At 66.7% G+C, this 20,450-nt stretch carries 12 protein-coding genes; 5 read left to right on the forward strand and 7 right to left on the reverse strand.

The window, feature by feature from the left end:
* Positions 1–27: 27 nt before the first annotated feature.
* Positions 28–1,857, reverse strand: a complete 1,830-nt coding sequence (locus CCR84_RS05830) for an asparagine synthase (RefSeq protein WP_201210499.1) — start codon at positions 1,855–1,857, stop codon at positions 28–30.
* Positions 1,858–2,375: 518 nt separating this feature from the next.
* Between CCR84_RS05830 and CCR84_RS05835 the strand changes: the two genes are divergently transcribed.
* Positions 2,376–2,867 carry a hypothetical protein gene (locus tag CCR84_RS05835; RefSeq protein ID WP_201210501.1) on the forward strand — a complete coding sequence of 164 codons (492 nt, stop codon included), beginning with the start codon at positions 2,376–2,378 and terminating at the stop codon, positions 2,865–2,867.
* Positions 2,868–2,888: 21 nt separating this feature from the next.
* Here the strand turns inward: CCR84_RS05835 and CCR84_RS05840 are convergent, their stop codons facing one another.
* Positions 2,889–6,134, reverse strand: coding sequence for a VanZ family protein (locus CCR84_RS05840; protein ID WP_201210503.1), 3,246 nt, complete (start codon positions 6,132–6,134; stop codon positions 2,889–2,891).
* Between the two features lie 250 nt (positions 6,135–6,384).
* Between CCR84_RS05840 and CCR84_RS05845 the strand changes: the two genes are divergently transcribed.
* The gene (locus tag CCR84_RS05845) at positions 6,385–7,701 is read left to right on the forward strand and encodes a DUF1015 domain-containing protein (RefSeq protein WP_201210505.1); all 1,317 of its coding nucleotides are present in this window, start codon (positions 6,385–6,387) and stop codon (positions 7,699–7,701) included.
* A 3-nt stretch (positions 7,702–7,704) separates the two neighbouring features.
* Here the strand turns inward: CCR84_RS05845 and CCR84_RS05850 are convergent, their stop codons facing one another.
* The 5 genes from CCR84_RS05850 to CCR84_RS05870 all read right to left on the reverse strand — a co-directional run bounded on the left by CCR84_RS05850 (position 7,705) and on the right by CCR84_RS05870 (position 15,464).
* The gene (locus CCR84_RS05850) at positions 7,705–9,162 is read right to left on the reverse strand and encodes a TrkH family potassium uptake protein (RefSeq protein WP_201210506.1); all 1,458 of its coding nucleotides are present in this window, start codon (positions 9,160–9,162) and stop codon (positions 7,705–7,707) included.
* Between the two features lie 7 nt (positions 9,163–9,169).
* Entirely contained in the window at positions 9,170–9,859 is a 690-nt protein-coding gene (locus CCR84_RS05855) for a response regulator (RefSeq protein ID WP_201210508.1), read from the reverse strand.
* Positions 9,856–11,334, reverse strand: coding sequence for a DUF4118 domain-containing protein (locus tag CCR84_RS05860; protein WP_201210509.1), 1,479 nt, complete (start codon positions 11,332–11,334; stop codon positions 9,856–9,858). Before CCR84_RS05860 ends, CCR84_RS05855 begins: the two co-directional genes overlap by 4 nt.
* 184 nt (positions 11,335–11,518) lie before the next feature.
* A complete protein-coding gene (locus CCR84_RS05865) occupies positions 11,519–14,938 on the reverse strand; it encodes a PAS domain-containing protein (protein WP_201210510.1) in 3,420 nt (1,139 codons plus the stop codon).
* Positions 14,877–15,464 carry a hypothetical protein gene (locus tag CCR84_RS05870; protein WP_201210511.1) on the reverse strand — a complete coding sequence of 196 codons (588 nt, stop codon included), beginning with the start codon at positions 15,462–15,464 and terminating at the stop codon, positions 14,877–14,879. Before CCR84_RS05870 ends, CCR84_RS05865 begins: the two co-directional genes overlap by 62 nt.
* A 70-nt stretch (positions 15,465–15,534) precedes the next feature.
* On the opposite strand from CCR84_RS05870, the gene CCR84_RS05875 reads away from it, so the two are divergent.
* From CCR84_RS05875 to CCR84_RS05885, 3 genes are all read left to right on the forward strand, one after another.
* Positions 15,535–18,123 carry a PEP/pyruvate-binding domain-containing protein gene (locus tag CCR84_RS05875; protein ID WP_201210512.1) on the forward strand — a complete coding sequence of 863 codons (2,589 nt, stop codon included), beginning with the start codon at positions 15,535–15,537 and terminating at the stop codon, positions 18,121–18,123.
* A 318-nt stretch (positions 18,124–18,441) separates the two neighbouring features.
* The gene (locus CCR84_RS05880) at positions 18,442–19,629 is read left to right on the forward strand and encodes an MFS transporter (RefSeq protein ID WP_201210513.1); all 1,188 of its coding nucleotides are present in this window, start codon (positions 18,442–18,444) and stop codon (positions 19,627–19,629) included.
* Complete coding sequence (locus tag CCR84_RS05885) at positions 19,626–20,414, forward strand: SIR2 family NAD-dependent protein deacylase (protein ID WP_201210514.1); 789 nt, start codon at positions 19,626–19,628, stop codon at positions 20,412–20,414. The genes CCR84_RS05880 and CCR84_RS05885 overlap by 4 nt, the downstream gene beginning before the upstream one ends.
* Positions 20,415–20,450 lie beyond the last annotated feature (36 nt).

Consider the following 20,450-nt stretch of genomic DNA (forward strand, 5'->3'; position numbering starts at 1 on the left):
TCGGCTCGTCGAGGAAGCCCGTTTTGCTCAGTCGCTCTTGAGCGAGAATCGGGGCGCATGCACACGCAGCCAGTGTTCGAGCATCATCGAAATCCATACCATCTCACCGTAATACCCGGGATGCTCCGACAGGCGCTGGCCAAGCAGCGTTTCCACGAAATCGCCCTGCAGGATGCCGCGCTCGACAAGGCTGCGTACCGATTCGCTGGCCAGTTCATTGAGCCGCGGATGCCGGCAAAGCCAGACACCGAAAGGCAGGCCGAAACCCTGTTTTTTTTTGGCGAGGATGGCCTCGGGCAGGAAGCCGCGTAGCGCTTCCTTGAAGAACCAGCGCAATTTCAAGCCTTTCAGCTTGTACGCGCTTGGCAAGCTCAGGGAAAAGGAGAGCAAGTCGTCGTCCAGCATCGGGAAAGCGACACTCAGTCCCGCGAGGCGACTGGTGCCACATACCTTGGGCAAATCATTTTCCGCCAGGGTGTAGCGCCAGTCGTAAGCCAGCTCCCGATTGAGCTCGCAGTTGGTGGACACGGAAAGCCACACCTTGCGCTGTTCCAGCAGCGGCTGCTCGATATCGACTCGGGAGAGCAGTTCGGGAGTCATCATCCGGTCGAGACCCAGGCGCATGACCAGGTTGTACATCTGCAGCCTGTCCGGCATGGGAACACGCGCCTGCTCGACATAGCTGCGCAGCTTGCGCAAGAGCGGCAGCCGTCCCGAAATGTCCCCGGCCAGCACTGGCTCCATGACTTTGCTCAATGCCCCCGGGAGATAGTGGTAGTAATCGAAGAGCTTGCTCTTGGCATAGCGGGAATTGCCGCCGAACAACTCGTCGCCACCATCGCCGGCAAGCAGCAGACTGACACCGTCGTCCCTCGCCATCCTCGCGCAATAATAGGCCGGCAGCGCCGAGGAATTGCCGAAGGGCTGGTCGTAGTGAGCGGCGACTGCAGGAATGCTTTGCACCAGGTCGTCCGGCGTCACATAGTATTCGTGGTGTTCGGTGCTGAAATGTTTCGCGGCAATCCGCGCATAAGCCATTTCGTCGTAGCCCTCGGCATCGAAGCCGATCGAGTAGGTCGCGGCCGGGCGACCGCAGACTTGGCCGATCATTCCGGCAACGGTCGAACTGTCGGTACCTCCACTCAGGAAGGAGGCGGGCTTGCTACCGTCAAGCTGTCTTGCCACGGCCTGGCGCAGCAAGCGGCGGAATTCCGCAGCGAGTTGGCCGAACGCCACGGGCTCACCTTCCACAAATTGCGCTTGCCAATATCGGGTGATGCGCAGTTCGCCATGCTCAAGAATCAGGCAATGGCCGGGTGGCAAGCGGAACACTCCCTTGAAGATGGTACGTGGCGATGGAATGACGTGGAAATAGAGATAATCGAAGATCGCTTGCGGGTCGATCCCGCTCACGTCATCTGCGAGTTCGTCGGCGTTTGGCGAAAAACGGATCCTGCCGCCGTCGATGCGATAGCAGAGGCTGTTCCGCGCAAAGCGATCGACCGCAGCGAAGGAAACGCCTCGCTCGTCGGTGAAGCCGACTGCGAAGTCGCCGGCAACCTTTTCTGCACAGGCGACGCCGTACTTGGCAAACAGGCATTTCCAGGCGGCAAGCCCCCCCTCTGTGGCTGCCGTCCGGTCAATGTCAAGCTCATTGAATCGCGGCTTGCCCGATGCAAGCGAGTCCGTTTGCGAGCGCGCTTGGCGAAGAACCTGCGATGCATGCCGGTCGGTGCCGCTGGCTTCGGCTTGGCCACGGCAGACGGAGATGTGGCTGCCGCCGGCGGACTGGATCGCCGGCTGATGTGTGGCGCAGCGCGCGCCTTCCACTGCCGGCGGGGAACTGAGTGTTGACATGACCTGAATCTCCTTCCGCCATTGACGTCACCATCGTCGGCATGAACAGGTGACGAGATCGAAGATCTTCGCGTCGTGAGCCACCGGCAAGGCAAAGTGGGCAACGACGGATCGCTCGCCACCCTGAGGCATAAAACTGGCGCTCATTGACAGGGTGTGGACCGGAGCGCCGGCACTGGCGTCAAGCATCTGGCGTGCAGGCCGGGCTTGGGGGAACCCGGGAAAGTCGCCCGCTGCAAGTCGAGCGAACTTCGTCTGCGCCCGATCACATGGCGCCCGCGAACCGCAGAAGCACATGGCCCCACCCAAGCCGGGCCTGACGACATGGCGGCGCCCGATCTATCTGCGTAGCATAGCAGGTGATGCCAGAGACAAGGTCAGTTTCAAGGCAGGGTCGCATGCAAATCCAGTCGAGCGGACGCTCAGGCGCAACACTCGGCCGACCACAGGAACGCACGGAGCCAGCCACCAGAAGCGGTCGCCAAAATGCGATTTGCATTCGACCGGAAGATGCTAGCATGCTGATGATGTCGCTTCGGGTGAGAACCGTTTGCGCGGCGCAGACCTGTCGACGTCGTCCTGAAATTCTGGAGAAGACCGTCATGAATCCCATCTTTCTTGTTCTCGCCAGCGGTGCACTGGCGCTCTCGGGCAACACCATCGCGTGCACGGGAAAGCAACAAAACGCCAGGCAAATAGAAAAAGCGGTCTCCGGAAACACGATCTGCGCCAACGATCACGGGGAACTATGGCAGGAGCAGCACCGTGGTGGCGGCCAACTCTGGGATTACAAGAAAGGACCTGCCGACAAGAGCGACCCGAGCAGCCGGGTCGGCAGCTGGTCGATCGACCAAACGCCCGGCGATGCGAAGGTCGTCTACAACTACGGCAGCACCAGCTATGCCTGGCAGTTGTTCAGGGATGACGGGGGCAGCTATCGCCTGTGCGGGCCGAACGGCGGCGGCAGGTCGATCCTGATCACCATCCAGCCCGGACTGGGCGGCTGCTGATCCGCTTCGGCTGCCGTCGGCTCAGGCTTTCATCGACTGCGCCGAGTCCAGCTCGTGGCTCCGCCAGCACAGCAGCAACACGGTCGTCAGCAGGAACAGCAGGCGCGGGCTGTCGATCAGGCTATCCATCGTGGCGATGACCAGAAGCCCGGAAGCGGCAGCCAGCACCACCACGGCGCTGGCATTGCGCCTCCGGGCCTGGACGAACGCACGCACCAAGCCGCCACCGGCGAGGAGCCCGAACGCGATCAGGCCTAACCATCCCTGCTCGAACAGCAGATGGACCGGCATGCTCGACATGTTCCAGGCGAGGGCGTCATCGGGCACGAAGAACCAGTGATCCAGTCCCTGCTGGAAATTGCCGTTGCTCAGCAGGTTGCGGCCGCCCTCATCGAGCAAGGCGAGTTCGTCGACCTCCAGGGGTGAATCTCTGCTGGCGTTGAAGACCGAGAATTTCATCGGTCTGCCGCCTGCACTGCTGCCCTGCAGCGACGGGACGTCGAGGTTGAAAGCTTGCCAGCGGCCGTTCCCGGCAAAACTGATGGTCTGGTTGCTGCACCCGGCCGAGCTCAGCAACCATTTCTCACAAAGCGCCAGCGTGATTGCCGGATCCTTTGCCGTGCTGCGCAGCAGCACCTGCAAGGAGTAGCTGGCATCCCGTCTCGGCGCGATAATCTGCTCGACGAACAGCGGCTGGCCCTGCCCCAGGCGCAGGAAGACGTTGTCCTCCTCCTGTAGCAGCGCGTAGGAGCCGGAGCGTGGCTCCATGCTGCGCCAGTAGTGGGTTTCCGGGAATCGCCCCAGTCCCATGCCGAACAGGCGGGTCGTCCAGCCGGCATCGCGCATGGCGAGCGCGTCGGCCCAGTGCGCCTGACGCAGCTTCAGGTCGTTCCCCGCCACCGCGATACGCGCCTGGGCGAAGCTGCCCAGCATGACGGGGGCGGCGACGCCGACGACGATCAGCGCAAGCAGGCCGGCCATCGTGAGTCGCCGCCGGGTCGCCGGAGCAGCCGCTTTCCCGCCGAACATCCCCAGCGCGGCAAGCCCCACGGCGACGAGGTAAGCAAGGTAGCCGACGCGCGCGAAGGTCACCATCAGGCTGTAGGTGCAGCCCGCCAGCAACAGCAGCAGGCCGAATTTGGCCGATGTCCGGCGTTGTTCGAAGATGCCGTAGACGAGGAACGGAACGCTCAGGGTCAGAAAAGCCTCGAGGTCTGCCCCGCCGACGTGCATCTGCGAAAACGGCCCGGTGACCCGGTACTCGTCGGCAAAATTGAACAGCCCGGGGAAGACCCAGCGCTCCCAGGTCGTGACCAGCACGACACCGGCCACCGCCATCACCATGCCCAGCGCCATGAGCCCAAACACGGGTTTGCCAGCAGCGATGAAGCGGGAGAGCAGGCCGTGGAACAACAAAGCCCAGAGCATGCCCTTGGCCAGCCGCAGCCCGTTGAACTGGCTGTAGTAGTGCGCGAACGAATTGGCATCGACCGGCTTCCAGGGAAACAGGCCGACGAGCGCACTGACGGCATAAGAGACGCCCAGCAAGGACAAGGCCAGGAGGAACGCCATGTCCTTCTTCGCCGCGACCGCCGGCTGTCCGCGGGTCCTCAGGTAGCCGATGCCGAGGCTGGAGGCGATGAAAAGGTCGAACTCGTCGATGAAGAATCTCCCGGTCCACGGGGCCAAATCGAGGAGCGCGGCAGCGATCGGGATCACCACCAGGATCCAGTGCGGACGCAACCAGAGCAGGCATCCGCTGGCCGCAAGCAGGACCGCCAGGGCGAGGTTGCAGGCCGGAAAATCCCGGACCCCCCAGCCCAGCGCAACCAGGCCGAGCGCAGACAGCAGCACCGAAGCGGCTCCGGCGGTCGTCGCCAGACCGGAAGATTCTTCCCGCGCCTGGCGGCGAGCAGCCATGATTTCTCCGGACAGCGCCTCGCCGTCCCCTCCCCGCGGAATCGACGGAGCCGGGAGCCGGCCAAGCGTGACTTCGAAATACGCGATCGATCTGGCCAGGCCCCAGGCAGCCAGGCCCGCAATCGGCAGATTGCTCGGATCGGGGTGCAGGCCCTGCAGGAACAGCTTGCTCGTCTCGAAGGCAGCGGACAAGGCAAGCGCGGCCCAGAAAGCCACCGCCGGGGAAGTCCGCGCAATCCAGGTGAAGGCGCCGACCGGCGCGTACATGCAGGCGACGGAAACGAGGCTGAGCAGCGCTGCCTGTTCGGTCGTGTAGTAGTGGTAATAGAAAGGGAGAAAGCGCGTTGCCTCGAACACTCGGGTCGCCGTAGCAAGATCTCCCCACGCGTACCTGAACCAGCCATTGATCGCCGCCAGCAGCAGGAGATAGACGAACAGCAGCGGCCGGGCGTAGCGCAGGACGAATCCGGCAAGGCGGGGCATGTCGAATCGGGCCCTGGCCATCCACAGTCTGGCGCCGACATGGATGCCGGCGGCGCGGGTCAGCACCGAGGCACCTTGCGACACGCCGGAAACGAGGAAGAATTGCGCGATCTCGATCACCGCCCCGAGCGCCAGCCCGGCCAGCACCGTCTGCGTTGCCGTCGCCTGCCGACGCAGTCTGGCAAGGAGGACGCCCAGCGGAATGACAGCCAAGGCCTCGGCCAGCAGCTTGAGCGTGGCGACCAGCGTCCCGCCCGTCCTGAATTCGTCCGCGACGAGCCAGCCCCAGGCGGCCGAGCGCAACTTCGACGCCATTTCCGCAGCGGACAGGATCACGTCGAAGGGAAACAAGCCGAACGCGACGTACAGCGCAGCGTAGGCTTCGAGCAACAGGATCAGGAGCTGTTCGGCACGGATCTGTTTCCAGGACGAAACCAGGGTCCAGAATCGCGCCTGCCAGCGACCCGCCAGCATCACCCCCAGCGCGGAGCCAATCCACTCCGCATAGAGGTCGTTCAGTGACACGGTCCGGTTGGGAAAATAAACTTGGGCGAATTCGACGCAGGCTGCCAGCAGGCACGAGAAGGCCAGTGCCGCCACGAGATGCACCGGCAAACGCTGGCCCGCGTGTCCTCCCGCCAGCAGATTGACGGAGAGGAAGCCGACGGGAACGTACAGCACGCCGTTCGCTATCCAGTCGGCACGCCCCTGCGCACCGACGTCGAGCAACTGGATCTGCAGGAATCGCGCCCACGCCAGGTCGCCCGGCAGCGGCCTGAACTCGAACGGCAGCAAGCTTCCGTAGATCACGAATGCGACATACGGCAACCACCACCAGACGACGCCAGCGCTGGTCCGGGGCATCCGGGCGGCATGCGGGGTGGAATGAGATCGCACGGTGCTCATCGGGAAGAAGGCATCAGCGCATTATAGGTGGATAACGCCGCAACCATGACTTTGAGATATATCCCGAAGCCATGAGGACAGGCCCATGACGGCTGCACCGATGCGCGCGAGCAGCTACGGTCCCCTCAAGCGGGAGGCACTGGCATGACACGAATGGGCGATGCACGAATGGGTACAATGCAGCGTCTCCACTTCCCATTCCCCGACCATGGACGCTCCCACCGGCTTCCGCCTGCCGCGCATCTGCCTGCCGGCGCCGCACATCGACCTGAAGAAATGGGCGGTGATCGCCTGCGACCAATACACCTCGCAGCCGGAATACTGGCAGCAGGTCGCAGATACCGTCGGCGATTCGCCCTCGACGCTGCACCTGATCTTCCCCGAGGCCTACCTCGGCGCGGCCGACGCCGCGGAGCGCATCCGCCGCATCCAGCAGACGATGCGCGACTACCTCGCTGCCGGACTGCTGCAGGAACGCGAGGGCGCCATCTACGTCGAGCGCACGATCGGCGGGCGCGTCCGGCGCGGCTTGATGCTCGAAATCGACCTCGAACACTTCGACTTCCGCCCCGAATCGAGGAGCCTGATCCGCCCGACCGAAGGCACGATCGTCGCCCGCCTGCCGCCGCGCATCGAGGTGCGGCGCGGTGCCGAGCTCGAACTGCCGCACATCCTCGTGCTGATCGACGATCCCGAAGGCACGGTGATCGAGCCGATCGCCGCCGGACGCGAGCAGCTCACACAGTTGTACGCGACCGAGCTGATGCAGGGCGGCGGGCATGTCGCCGGCTACGCGATCGGCGACGCAGAGAGCGCTCGCCTGCAGCAGGCGCTCTCGGCCCTCGTCGATCCCGGGACCTTCGCGCAACGCTATGGCGTCGCGCCGGGAACGCCGCCGCTGCTGTTCGCCGTCGGCGACGGCAATCACTCGCTGGCCACCGCCAAGTCGATCTGGGAGAGCGTCAAGGACTCGGTCGGCATGGACCATCCCTGCCGCTACGCGCTGGTCGAGGTGGGCAACATCCACGACCCCGCGCTCGAATTCGCGCCGATCCACCGCCTGCTCTTCGGCGTTGGCACCGACGTGCGCCGGGCGCTCGCCGAGTATTTCGGCGAGCGCTGCTCATGCACCGAGCAGCCTTCGGCGGCAGCGATGCGCGCGCAGCTGGCGGCGACACCCGCCGAGCGGCACGCCGCCGGGCTGATCGGCCCGGGCGAGCGTTTCAGCGTGATAGAGGTCGCCGCTCCGTCCTCGTCGCTCGCGGTCGGTACCTTCCAGGCCTTCATCGACGACTTCATCTCGCGCGGCGGCGCCACCGAGGTCGACTACATCCACGGCGACGACGTGCTCGAACGCCAGTCGCTCTCGGGCGACTGCGTCGGTTTCCACCTGCCGCAGGTGAGCAAGTCGGACCTGCTCAAAATGGTCGTGCGCGAAGGCCCCCTGCCGCGCAAGACCTTCTCGATGGGCGAGGCGCACGAGAAGCGCTTCTACATCGAGGCGAGAAGGATCGACGGGCGCTGACGCTCAGCCGCGCCAGAACGCCGGCGTCAGCACAACCAGCAAGGTCAGGATCTCGAGGCGACCGAGCAGCATGGCGAAGGTGCACACCCAGGTCTGGAAGTCGCTGAGCACCGCGTAGGTCGTCGATGGCCCGACAACGCCGAGACCGGGCCCGGTGTTGTTGATGCTGGCGACGACCGCGGTGAACGCCGAGATGATGTCGAGCCCGCTCAACGAGAGCAGCAGCGTCATCGCGGCGATGCTCAGCATGTACAGGAAGCTGAAGCCCAGGACGGCGTACAGGATTGGCTGCGGCGCGACCTGGTCACCGACGCGAATCGGCAGCACCGCCTTCGGGTGCAGGGCGCGCACCATTTCGCGGTACACCAGCTTGTAGAGCAGCAGCGCACGGATCATCTTGATGCCGCCACCGGTCGACCCGGCGCTGGTGACGAAACTCGACAGGAAGAGCATGCACAAGGGGGCAAAGATCGGCCACTGCGCGTAGTCGACGCTGGCCAGTCCGGTCGTCGTCGCGATCGAGACCAGGTTGAAGGCGACGTGGCGCAAGGCGGTCAGGAATTCTGGATAGACCTGCTGCTGCCAGATGAAGACGCTGACGGCGACGATGCTGAACAGCGTGACGCCGATGAACCAGCGCGCTTCCGGATCGCGCAGGTAGGGGCGAAGCGAGCGTCCGCTGAGCGCGAGATACATGGTGCCAAAGTTCATCCCGGCGACCAGCATGAAGAAGATGCAGACCGCCTCGATCGCCGGCGAATCGAAATAGCCGAAGCTCGCGTCGTGCGTCGAGAAACCGCCGAGTCCCATGGTCGAAAAGGTATGACAGAAGGCGTCGAACCAGTTCATCCCGGCCCAGCGATAGGCGAAGACGCAGGCGATCGAGACACCGAGATAGACGAGCCACAGCCCCTTCGCCGTCTCGGCGACGCGCGGCGTCATCTTGTCATCCTTCATCGGTCCCGGCGTCTCGGCCTTGAACATCTGCCGACCGCCGATGCCGAACAGCGGCAGGATGGCGATTGCCAGCACGATCAGTCCCATGCCACCGATCCAGACCAGGAGATGGCGCCACAGGTTGATCGACATCGGCAGCAGGTCGATACCCGAGAGGATGGTCGAACCGGTCGTCGTCAGGCCGGACATCGCTTCGAAGTAGGCATCGGTGAAGCTCATGCCGAGCTGGATCATCATCGGCAGCGCGGCGAACGCGGGCAGCAGGGTCCACACCAGGACGACCATCAGGAATCCGTCGCGCACCTTGAGTTCGCGGCGGTCGTCGCGGAACGCATGCCAGAGCAGGGCGCCGCAGGTCATGGTCAGGGCGAAGGTCTCGTCGTAGGCGCTCTGCGCGCCGTCGTCGACGGCCCAGGAGAGGATCACCGGCGCCAGCAGGGTCAGGCCGAACAGCATGACGATCATGCCGAGCGCGCGCAGGACGGGACCGTAACGGCTGTGCATCGCGGATTCAGGCGACGAAGCGGTAGCCGACGCCGGTTTCGGTCAGAAAATGGCGCGGCCGGGCCGGATCGTCTTCCAGCTTCTGGCGCAGATGGCCGACATAGACACGTAGGTAATGGCTGCTCTCGACATAGGCCGGTCCCCAGACCTCGCGCAGCAGCTTGCGCTGGGTGAGCACCTGCCCCGGATGCGCGATCAGGGTGGCGAGCAGACGGTACTCGATCGGCGTCAGGTGTACGGGTTCGCCGGCGCGCGTGACCTGGCGCAGCGACAGGTCGACCGTGACCTTGCCGAAGCTCATCTGTGGCGAAGTGCCGACCGGGTGCGGGCGGCGCCGCAACTGGGCCCGCACCCGCGCGCGCAGTTCGCCGACGCCGAAGGGCTTGCACAGGTAGTCGTCGGCGCCGGCATCGAGCGCATCGATCTTGTCGTGTTCCTCGCTGCGCGCCGAGAGGATCAGGATCGGCGCCGGCGACCAGCCGCGCAGCTCGCGCACGAGCTCGATCCCGCTGCCGTCGGGCAAACCGAGATCGACGATGGCAAGGTCGGGCGCTCGCAGCCTGAGCGCTGCGCGCGCCTCGCTCAGCGACCCGCACTCGACCGCCGCGCAGCCCTCGTCTGCGAGCGCCAGACCGACGAAACGGCGGATCTGCGCCTCGTCCTCGACGAGCAGGACGGTCGGCCGTTGATCGCTCAAGGGACCTCCGGTTCGAGCACCGGCGGCACGCCGCGCGGCAGGCTGACGATCACCACGGCGCCGCCGTCGGGGCGGTTGTCGACACGCAGCCGGCCGCCGTGGGCGTCGACGATGGCGCGGCAGATGGCCAGACCGAGACGGGTTCCGGAACTGCCCGGCGCCTGCTGTGCGCGCACGAAGGCATCGAATCCCGTGCCGGTCGCCGCCTCCGGAAAGCCCGGCCCGCAATCGCTGACGGCGATGTCGACGAAGTCGCCGGCAAGGCGGGCATCGATGCCGATTTCCGAACCCGCGGGCGAGACCCTGGCCGCGTTCTCCAGCAGGTTGCACAGGACCCGCTCGATCAACACTGCATCGAAGCGCAGTAGCGGCAGATCGGCTGGCAGGTCGATGCGTACGCGCTCGCTGCCAAGCGCCGCTCCCAGCAATTTCAGGCTGCTGCCGACCACTTCCTCCAGCGGTTGCCACTCCGCGCGCAGGCGCACGCTGCCGGCGGAAAAGCGCGCCATGTCGAGCAGCTTGCCGACCAGCCTGGCCATGCGCTCGGCCTGTTCGCGCAGCGCCAGCGCCGTTTCGAGCGCCGGTGCCGGCAACGCGGGCGCGCACAGCGACAGGGAGTCGGCCAGGCCGACCAGCACGGTCAGCGGCGTGCGCAGATCGTGTGAAAGCGCCGACAGGATCGAACTGCGCAGGCGTTCGGCTGCAGCCTCGAGTTCGGTGCGCTGGGCGACCTCGACGTAATGCAGACGCTCGACCGTGACCGCGACCAGCGAGGCCAGCGCCTGCAGCAGCGCCAGATCGGCGCCTGCCGGTCGGCGCCCGGCGTGCGCGAAACGGACCGCGAGCACCCCGCGCATCGCCATCGGCGCGGCGAGCGGCAGGTAGCGGACGTTCCGCCCGGAGGGGTCGTCGACCGGCGCAGCACTCGCCTGGGCGCGCTCGGCCAGCGAGGCATCGAACCAGTGATCGTGGGATGCCGGCGCCGCAGCGCCGAGGCAGAGCAGCGCGTCGCCGGCGAGTTCGGTCGCCACGAAGTGGCGGACGATCTCGCCCATCTGCTGCAGATTCAGGGCCCCGGCGAGCTGACCGGCAATCTCGTAGAGCGCGTGGGTCGCTCGCTCGCGCGCTTCGGCGGCACGCGCCTGCTGCTTGAGGCTGGCCGCCAGATGGCCGGTGATCAGTGCCGTCGCCAGCATCACCACAAAGGTGACGAGGTACTGGAGATTGCTGACCGCCAGCGAAAAGCGCGGCTCGACGAAGAAGACGTCGAACAGCACGACACTGAGCACGGCAGCGCCGACGGCTGCATTGCGCCCGAGGCTCACGGCGACCAGCAGAACGGTGAGCAGGAACAGCATGACCATGTTGGCCTGATCGAGCAGCCTGCTCAAGGGCACGGCAATGAGGGTCGTCAGGCAGCAAGCCGCGAGGCCGAGCAGGATCTTCTGCGCCGGGGTGAAACGATCGAAATTCATGGCAAAAACATGCTTTCTGCGACTCCGGAAGGCGCAGGCCGAAGCAGCCACAGGCAGCCGCGGATGCGACGAACCGAGCATTCTCTCGATTGCCGCATAAAGATGTTGTAAAAATTCGCCCGCACCCGACACCCCCTTCGCAGATCGACCTGTGCTCGGGACAGACGGGTTGCGCGGCGGGGAGTTATTGGCGGGACGGGACCGGCAACGCACTGAGCGCTTGCGCCAGGCGCTGCAGTTCGGCTGCGCATTCGCCCGCCAGCGTCTCGATCGCGGATGCGTCGGCAGCGCTGCGCAGCCCCTCCTCGATCGCGCCGGCCTTGGCGGCGACCTTACGGGCGCCGACGAATCCGGCAATCCCTTTCAGTTGGTGTGCGAGGACACGGGCGGCCTCCTTCTCGCCGGCAGAGAGGTGCGCACGCAACTTCACCATGTCGTCGCTGCTGGAGAGCAGGAAGCGATCGAGCAGCGAGCGGTAATAGACGAGTTGCTCGGTCGATGACTGCCATTCGGGATCGACCTCCAGCCCCGGAACGCGCGTCAGGGTGCGTTGCAGTTTCAGCTCCGGCGTGCGTTCCGCGCTGCCGGTGCCTGCCGGGAAAGTGGCGGCAGCGGGTGAGGCCGGATCGGCGGCCGGCGCGGTGGCCAGATCGGCGGCCGGCAGGGGCAGCCACTGGCGCAGGACCCTGGCGAGGATGGTCGGCGTCACCGGCTTGCCGAGGTGCGCATTCATGCCGGCGGCCAGGCAACGCTGGCTGTCCTCGGCAAACGCGTTCGCGGTGAGCGCGATGATCGGGGTGTCGCGGTAGGCGGGCAGCGCGCGGATGGCGCGCGTGGCGTCGAGGCCGTCCATCCGCGGCATCTGCATGTCCATCAGGATGAGGTCGTAGTGGCGCGCGCGCGCGCACTCGACCGCCTCGACGCCGTCGGCGGCCACGTCGGCGTTGCAGCCGATCCTTTCCAGCATCTCGAGGATGATCTCCTGGCTCTGCGGATGATCCTCGGCGAGCAGGATGTGCCTGCCCGACAAGTCGATCGCCGGCAGCGCGGAAGGAAGCTTCGCCGGCGCGGCGCCGTCGAGGACCCGCGGCAGGATGATCTCGAAGCTGAAGGTGCTACCCGCCCCCTCGGCGGAGACGAGCTCGAGCTTGCCCCCCATCAGCGCGACCAGGCGCTGGCTGATCGCCAGGCCAAGCCCGCTGCCGCCGTACTGGCGCGTCGTCGAGGCATCGCCCTGAGTGAAGGGCAGGAAGAGGTGAGCCTGCGCCTCCGGGTCGATGCCACAACCGGTATCCGCGACCGAGAAGCGCAGCGCGATGCTTGCCACACCCTCGCTGCCGCAGGCGATGCCGAGACGAACCGTCCCCTGCTCGGTGAACTTGATGGCGTTGCCGACCAGGTTGATGAGCACCTGCGACAGGCGCAAGGGATCCCCCTGCAGCCGCATTTCGCGCAGCGGCGCTGCCAGGCCCGCTGTCAGCACCAGGCCCTTCTCGCGCGCCCGGTCCTCGAACAGGCGCATGACGCGGTCGAGCACGGTCTCGACGCGGAATTCAACGCACTCGAGGGTCAGTTCCTCGGCCTCGATCTTGGACAGGTCGAGCACGTCGCCGACGATGGCGAGCAGATGCTCCGAACTGGCGCAGAGCTCATCGAGCTTGCGCCGGTGCCCGGGATGGGTGATGTCGAGGCGCAGGAGTTCGCCGATGCCGCTGATGACGTTCAGCGGCGTGCGGATCTCGTGGCTCATGTTGGCAAGGAAGGCGCTCTTGGCCCGGGTCGCCGCTTCGGCGGCTTCCTTGGCCCGACGCAAGTCCTCCTCGAGTTGCTTGCGGTCGCTGATGTCCTGCACGGTGCCGAATGCGCCCTGCACCGAGCCGTCCGCAGCGAACTCGAGTTCGGCGCGCTCGCGCAGCCACTTCAGCTTGCCATCGACCAGCACGCGGTGCTCGATGTCGTACGGACGACCGCGCAGCGCCGCCTGCCACTCGCGGTCGACGAACTCAAGGTCCTCCGGATGCACGCGCGCGAGCATCGATTCGTAGCTCATTGGCGTCCCCTCGGCGATGCCGTAGATCCGGTAGGTTTCCTCCGAACAGGTCAGCACGTTGCTCTTGATATCCATGCGCCAGCTGCCGATCGCCGCGACCGCCTGCGCCCGCTTCAGGTCCTGCTCGCTCTCGCGCAAGGCCTGCTCGACCCGCTTGAGCCGGGTGAGGTCGGCGACCACGCCGCGCAGACGAACCGGGCGGCGCTGCGCCCCTTCGCCGACGAATTCCGTCTTCCCCCTGACCTGCAACCAGCGCACGCTGTCATCGGGCCGGACGATGCGCAGCGTCGAGTAGAGCTTGCCCTCACCGTCGGGATCGAGCGCGCGCTCGTACATCGCCCTCATCGCAGCGACATCGTCCGGATGGAAGAGCTCGGACATGGCGCTGATCTGCGGCGGCTCTGCCGCGGGGGTCCGGCCAAGTATCTCCCAGACTTCCGGCGACCAGAACGCCGTTCCCGCCTCGAAGTCACGCTCGAAGATCCCGAAGCTCCCCGCCTCGGCCGCCAGCCGCAGGCGGGCTTCACTGTCACGCAGTTCCTGCTCGACCCGCTTGCGCTCGGTGATGTCGCGGACGGCCGACAGCCGGATCGGCGAACCCGCCTGCGCGATGGTCTTCGCATTGGCTTCGACGATACGGATCGATCCATCCTTGCGCATCAAGCCGTGCTCCAGCCCCCTGACGGGCCGCCCCGCCATGATGTTGGACATCACCAGCTCACGGTCTTCGGGAACGATGAACTCGTCGATGTGGCGCCCGATCAATTCTTCCCGCTCGTAGCCGAGAATCTGCGCGAACTGCTCGTTGGCATCGCGGATCAGCCCCAGTTCGGCGACGACTACCCCTTCGAAGCTTCCCGCCGACAGCGTCTGCAGGCGCAAGGCGAGCGACTCGACCTCCTGCCGATCCCGCGCCTGGGCGCGCAGGTAGGCGAGCAGCAAGGCCAGCAACAGCGCGGAGGCCAGCGCTGCCGGCAGCAGCGCGTCGAGAGCGAGGTCGGAGATGCGCAACTGGCGTTCGAGGGAAAGCGTGAGCGGCTGCGAGAAGCCGTCGAGCTCGCGCTCGAACTTCAGTTGCGGCAGCAAGGACCGCGAGACGCCGTCGGCCGGTGCCGCGGCGAACTCGAACAATGGGCGCGCAAGCTCATCGCCGTCACCGCGATGCACGATGCGCTGGCTGACGTTCGCCGGCAGCGCGGCCGCCGGCGGCGCCAGATCCTCGGCGCGCACCACGAGCAGCGCATGGATGGCGGCGTTCGTGGTACTCGCCACGCTGCGGGTCACCGAGCGGTACATCAGGTAGCCGAGACCGCCCTCGATCAGCGGAAAGGGCGCACTGCTGACGGCGCCCCCCGCCCGTTCGGAATGACGCAAACCCTCGCGCAAGGGATCGCGCACGGCGATGTCGAAACCCATCACCCCCCTCGATTCCGGGCGCTCCGGCACGATCAGGACGATCGGATAATAGTCGTCGCGCTCGCCCAGCGCGACTTCACGTGGCTCTTGGACCGTATATTCGCGGATGCGGAAGTCGGGATATCCGGCACGGCGCATGGCAGCGACGAACGCCGGGACCTCCGCGCGCGCGACGCGGCGGCGGCTTTGCGCAATGGGATACAGGTACGAAATTAGGGACCTCCGCGCGCGCGACGCGGCGGCTCACCTGCAGTTCGTAGATGTGCGGGTAGCGCTCGCGGATCGATTCGGCAAACTCCGCCACATCGGCCCGGTCGGCCTTGCTGCGCGTCTCCAGAAAACTGGCGAAGCTGTAGAGGACGGCCTCGTTGGCGCGCAACTTGTCGCGCAGCTGCGTCTCGACGACGGTGCCGTAGGCGCTGAATTCGCGCTCGGCATGGGCGATGCCGTCGCGCACGATGAAGGCCAAGACCCCAAGCGTCGCCAGCGCCCAGAGTGCGAAGGTCAAGGGATAGATCAAGCCTGCGGCGCGCAGCCGTGCAGGCAGCGAGGCCAGGTTTGGCAACTCGGGGGAGTGGTTTGCGGGCATCGATCTGCGGGTTTCCCGTCTGCGCACCGATAACGGGCATTCAAGGTCAGTTTGTGAATATAGCATATCGAACATGGGCGCTTCACCCGCACAGGACTTATGCTATCCCTTAGGCAAGACCCCCTTACCAAGCGCCGGAGCCCTCATGGAAACAGCCTCGTCCTTCACCCCGACCACCGGCCTCGCCGGGCTCGATGCGGTGCTGCGCGGCGTGCAGCGCGGCGACAACATCGTCTGGCAGATCGAGTCGCTCGACGCGTACGCGGCGCTGGTCGAGCGCTACGCCGCGGCGGCACGCCGGCAGGCACACCGGCTGATCTATTTCCGCTTCGCTGCGCACGCGCCGCTGCTCGCGGAAGGCTCCGGCGCCGAGATCCACACCCTGCGGCCGGCGGACGGTTTCGACGCCTTCGTTGATCAGGTGCATTCGGTGATCGAGGCGGCAGGCCCGGAGACCTGGTACGTCTTCGACTGCCTGTCCGAGCTCGCCGAAGCCTGGCAGTCGGACCGGATGATGGGCAACTTCTTCCGCCTGACCTGCCCGCGCCTGTTCGACCTCGACACCGTGACCTACTTCGGGGTCTACCGGAACAAGCACGCGCCGTCGGGGATGCAGACGATCATCGACACGACGCAGTTCCTGCTCGACGTGTTCCGCTGCCGCGAACGCCTCTACATCCGGCCGATCAAGGTTCAGCACCGCTCGGCAGCGGCGATGAACCTGATCCACGCCTGGGAAGAAGGCGACCGCTTCCGGCCGGTCAGGGACAGCGGCACCGTCTCGGAAATCCTCGCCGGCTCCGGCTGGCGCGGACTCGACGACGCCAGCTTCATCGGCCACTGGCGGCGCCACTTCGCGACGGCGCGGGCGGTCGTCGAAAGCCGGCGCCTCGGGCATGGCGACGCCGAGGTCGAGTCCTTCTGGTTCAGGCGCCTCGCCCGGCTGCTCTTCCCGCAGGACGCGGCGATGGCGCCGCTGATCGAGCGCCATCTGCGGCTCGAGGACCTGTTCGCAGTGCGCGAGCGCATGATCGGCAACGGCAGCATCGGCGGCAAGGCGCTCGGCATGCTGCTGGCGCGCGCGATCCTGCGCAGCGAGGCACCGCAACTCTTCGCGCAGCTCGAAGCGCACGATTCCTTCTACGTCGGCACCGAGGTGTTCGACACCTTCCTCGTGCGCAACGGCCTGTGGTGGATCCGCCGCCAGCAGAGCGACCCGGCGACCTTCCTGCATGATCTCGACGAGGCGCAGGAGCGCATCATGCAGGGCAGCTTCACGCGCACGACCCTGCACCAGTTCGAGGACATGCTCGACTACTTCGGCGAATGGCCGTTCATCGTGCGTTCCAGTTCGCGGCTCGAGGACCTCTACGGCAACGCCTTCGCCGGCCAGTACGAGAGCGTCTTCTGCGCCAACCGCGGCCCGCGCGAAGAGCGCCTGGCCGAGCTGCTCGACGCGGTCCGCCGCGTCTACGCCAGTTCGCTCGGCGAGAAGGCGCTGCGCTACCGCGAGCGGCGCGGACTCCTGGCCGCGCACGAGCAGATGGCGCTCCTGATCATGCGCGTCTCCGGCAGCGCCGGCGGCCGCTACTTCCATCCGCACGCGGCCGGCGTCGGCCTCTCGTTCAACCCCTACCGCTGGAACCCGAAGATCGACATGAACGCCGGTGTCGTGCGCCTGGTCGCCGGCCTCGGCACGCGCGCGGTCGACCGCAGCGACGACGACTACACGCGGCTGGTCGCGCTCAATGCGCCCGAGCTGCGACCGGACAGCAACTTCGGCGCGATTGCCCGCGTCGCCCAGCGGCGCATGGACGCGATCGACCTCGAGGCGGGCGCGCTCACCACCGGTCCGTTCGCGCAACTGACCGAGGACGCGAGCGACTTTCCCTTCGAGCTGTTCACCACCCGCGAGGAGGCCGGGCGGCCGGCCTTCCTGACCTTCGACGGCCTCTTGCAGAAGACTTCCTTCGTCGCCGACATGCGCCAGCTGCTCGCCTGCCTGCACGCCGCCTACCGTCATCCGGTCGAGATCGAGTTCGCGCTGAACGTCGTTCCCGGCGGCGGCCAGCGCATCAACCTGCTGCAATGCCGGCCGATGCAGGTGCGCAACGTCGATGGCAGCGCCACGGTCGAACCTCCCGCCGACCTGGCGCGGCTCGTCAGCGCGCAGGGGGCGGTGATCGGACCGAGCCGGGTGATCCGCCCCGACCGGATCGTCCATGTCACGCCCGCTGCCTACGCGGCGCTGAACCAGTCCGAGCGGCTGTCGATCGCGCGCCTGATCGGTCGCATCAACCGCGCCAGCGCCGGGCGCACGCTGCTCGTGCTCGGCCCCGGCCGCTGGGGTTCGAGCGACCCGTGGCTGGGCATCCCGGTCACCTTCAGCGAAATCAATCACGTCGCCGCGCTGTGCGAGATCGTCGCCATGCACGCGCACCTGATCCCCGACGTGTCGCTCGGAACGCACTTCATCAACGAGTTGATCGAGGCCGAGATGCTCTATTTCGCGCTCTTCCCGGAGCGCGCAGGCAACCTGATCGACGCGGAAGCCATCCGCCGCCTGCCCAACCGCCTCTGCGAACTGCTGCCGGAAGCGGGCAAATGGTCCGCCACCCTGCACGTCGCCGACGTCGAGCCGGGAAGCCTGGTCCTTTACGCGGACTCGGAGCAGCAGCGGGTGGTCGTCACTGCCGCCGGTTCGCCGGGAGGAACTGACGCCGCGACTGCATAGAATGTCCCCGTAATTCGTCGTCGATTCCGTCATTGCGGGGCGCGCCAGCGCTGTGGCACCAATGATGTCATTGCAAGGCGCGCCAGCGCTTTGGCAGCAATGATGTCATTGCGAGGCGCGTAGCGCCGTGGCAATCCAGTTCGTTCCTCTGTCCCAGCGCTTTTACCAGCTATCCACGAGCGACACGATTCAGCCCCATGCACTGGATCGCCACGCCCTGCGGGCTCGCGATGACAGGCGTCTGCTCCAGGCGCCTTTGCGCTATCCCTTCGCAGTTTCACGCTAATATCTTCTTCCGCTTGAAAGCCCTGGACCCGTGTGAATCCCTCCTCCCTGCGCCTCTTCCTGCTCGGTGACGGCACCCGGGCATCGCCCGCGCTCGCCTGGCTGATCGGCTTCTTCGCCTTCCTCAACGTCTACTCGATGCAGGCGGTGCTGCCGTTGGTGGTGGACGACTTCAACGCCTCGCCGGTGCAAGCGGGGACGGCTGTCGGCGCCACCGTGCTCGCCATCGCGCTGGTCTCGCCGTTCATGGGCATGCTCTCGGACGCGATCGGCAGGAAGCTCGTCATCTGCGTCTCGCTGTTCGCGCTGACGCTACCGACGGCGTTGATCCCGCTCGCCGACAGCCTGCACACCCTGACCCTGCTGCGCTTCCTGCAGGGTCTTGCCGTCCCCGGCATCGTCGTCGTCTTCCTCGCCTACATCGCCGAGGAGTTCCCGGGCGTCTCGGTCACGCGCACGGTCGCCACCTACGTCGGCGGCACGGTGATGGGCGGTTTCGCCGGCCGCTTCATCACCGGCTACGCGGGCGACTGGTTCGGCTGGCGCGGTGCCTTCGTCGCCCTCACCCTGCTCAACCTCGCCGGCGCGCTGCTGGTCCTCTGGCGGCTGCCGCGCTCGCGCTCGTTCGTCCCCCGGCGCGACGTGCGTGCCGCCCTGCGCACGCTCGGCGGGCACCTCAGCAACCGGCGGCTGCTCGCCGCCTGCGCGGTCGGTTTCTGCGTCCTCTTCGCGCTGGTCGGCAGCTTCACCTACGTGAACCTGCATCTGGCCGGCGAGCCTTTCAATCTGTCGTCGTCGGGACTCGCCAACGTCTTCTGCGTCTATCTGGTCGGCGTGCTGGTGACGCCGATGGCCGGCAAGCTGGTCGTGCGCTGGGGTTTCCGCAAGGCGCTGCTGGTGGCGCTCACGGTTTCCGCCGGCGGCCTGCTGCTGACGCTGCCGCCGTGGCTGCCGACCATCCTGCTCGGGCTGACGCTGTGCTCGGTCGGCGTCTTCGTCTGCCAGTCGACGACGATCAGCTTCATCGCCGCCAGCGTCAGCGAGGGGCGCTCGCTCGCCAACGGCCTCTATTACCTCGGCTACTACAGCGGCGGCGCCGTCAGCACCCTGCTCGCCGGGCTCGCCTACGAGGGCTGGGGCTGGCCCGGTGCAGTCATGACCATCTGCGCGATGCAGGTGCTCGGCGGTCTGATCGCGTGGACGACCTGGCGCAAGGCATGAGCGACGCCCCGCTGCCTGCCGAACTTGTCGCTGCCCTGCGCGCTGCGCGGCGCGTCGTCGTCTTCACCGGCGCCGGGGTGTCGGCGGAGAGCGGCATCCCGACCTTCCGCGACGCACTCGGCGGGCTGTGGCAACGCTTCGACGCGGCGGAGCTGGCCACTGCCGAGGCCTTCCGCCGCAACCAGGAACTCGTCTGGGGCTGGTACGAGTGGCGCCGGATGAAGGCCCTGCAGGCGCGTCCGAACCCCGCGCACCGGGCGATCGCGGCGCTGGCAGGACGGGTCGAGCAGTTCACCCTCGTCACGCAGAACGTCGATGACCTGCACGAGCGCGCCGGCAGCACGGGTGTCATCCACCTGCACGGCAGCCTGCACGCGCCGCGCTGCTTTGCCTGTGCGCATCCATGGAGCTTCCCGGAGGCAGTGCCGCAGGAGCCCGAGGGCGGCCGCCTGCTGGCGCCACCACGCTGCCCTCGTTGCGCTGGCCCGATGCGTCCGGGCGTGGTCTGGTTCGGCGAGTCGCTGCCCGAAGACGCGCTGGAACGCGCCTTTGCCGCGGCCGGTGACTGCGACCTGCTGCTCGCGGTCGGCACCTCGGGCGTGGTCATGCCCGCGGCCCAGCTGCCTTTCCTCGCGCGCAGCGCCGGCGCCAGGGTGATTCAGGTCAATCCGGGCGGCAGCCCGCTCGACGACGCCTGCGACTGGAACCTGCGCCTGGCGGCGGGAACGGCCCTGCCGCGGCTGCTGAACGCGGCCTTCGGCCGCGACGCGAGTGCGACGATCTGAGCGCAGGGAAACAGGGGGCGGAAGCCCCACAAGCGA

The sequence above is a fragment of the Rhodocyclus purpureus genome, assembly GCF_016653115.1.
Taxonomy (GTDB): domain Bacteria; phylum Pseudomonadota; class Gammaproteobacteria; order Burkholderiales; family Rhodocyclaceae; genus Rhodocyclus; species Rhodocyclus purpureus.

Excerpts from the sequence above, each read along its gene's own strand:
- CCR84_RS05830 (WP_201210499.1), bottom strand. The coding sequence starts at position 1,857 with ATGTCAACACTCAGTTCCCCGCCGGCAGTGGAAGGCGCGCGCTGCGCC.
- CCR84_RS05835 (WP_201210501.1), top strand. The coding sequence starts at position 2,376 with ATGCTGATGATGTCGCTTCGGGTGAGAACCGTTTGCGCGGCGCAGACC.
- CCR84_RS05840 (WP_201210503.1), bottom strand. The coding sequence starts at position 6,134 with ATGCCCCGGACCAGCGCTGGCGTCGTCTGGTGGTGGTTGCCGTATGTC.
- CCR84_RS05845 (WP_201210505.1), top strand. The coding sequence starts at position 6,385 with ATGGACGCTCCCACCGGCTTCCGCCTGCCGCGCATCTGCCTGCCGGCG.
- CCR84_RS05850 (WP_201210506.1), bottom strand. The coding sequence starts at position 9,162 with ATGCACAGCCGTTACGGTCCCGTCCTGCGCGCGCTCGGCATGATCGTC.
- CCR84_RS05860 (WP_201210509.1), bottom strand. The coding sequence starts at position 11,334 with ATGAATTTCGATCGTTTCACCCCGGCGCAGAAGATCCTGCTCGGCCTC.
- CCR84_RS05865 (WP_201210510.1), bottom strand. The coding sequence starts at position 14,938 with ATGCGCCGTGCCGGATATCCCGACTTCCGCATCCGCGAATATACGGTC.
- CCR84_RS05870 (WP_201210511.1), bottom strand. The coding sequence starts at position 15,464 with ATGTTCGATATGCTATATTCACAAACTGACCTTGAATGCCCGTTATCG.
- CCR84_RS05875 (WP_201210512.1), top strand. The coding sequence starts at position 15,535 with ATGGAAACAGCCTCGTCCTTCACCCCGACCACCGGCCTCGCCGGGCTC.
- CCR84_RS05885 (WP_201210514.1), top strand. The coding sequence starts at position 19,626 with ATGAGCGACGCCCCGCTGCCTGCCGAACTTGTCGCTGCCCTGCGCGCT.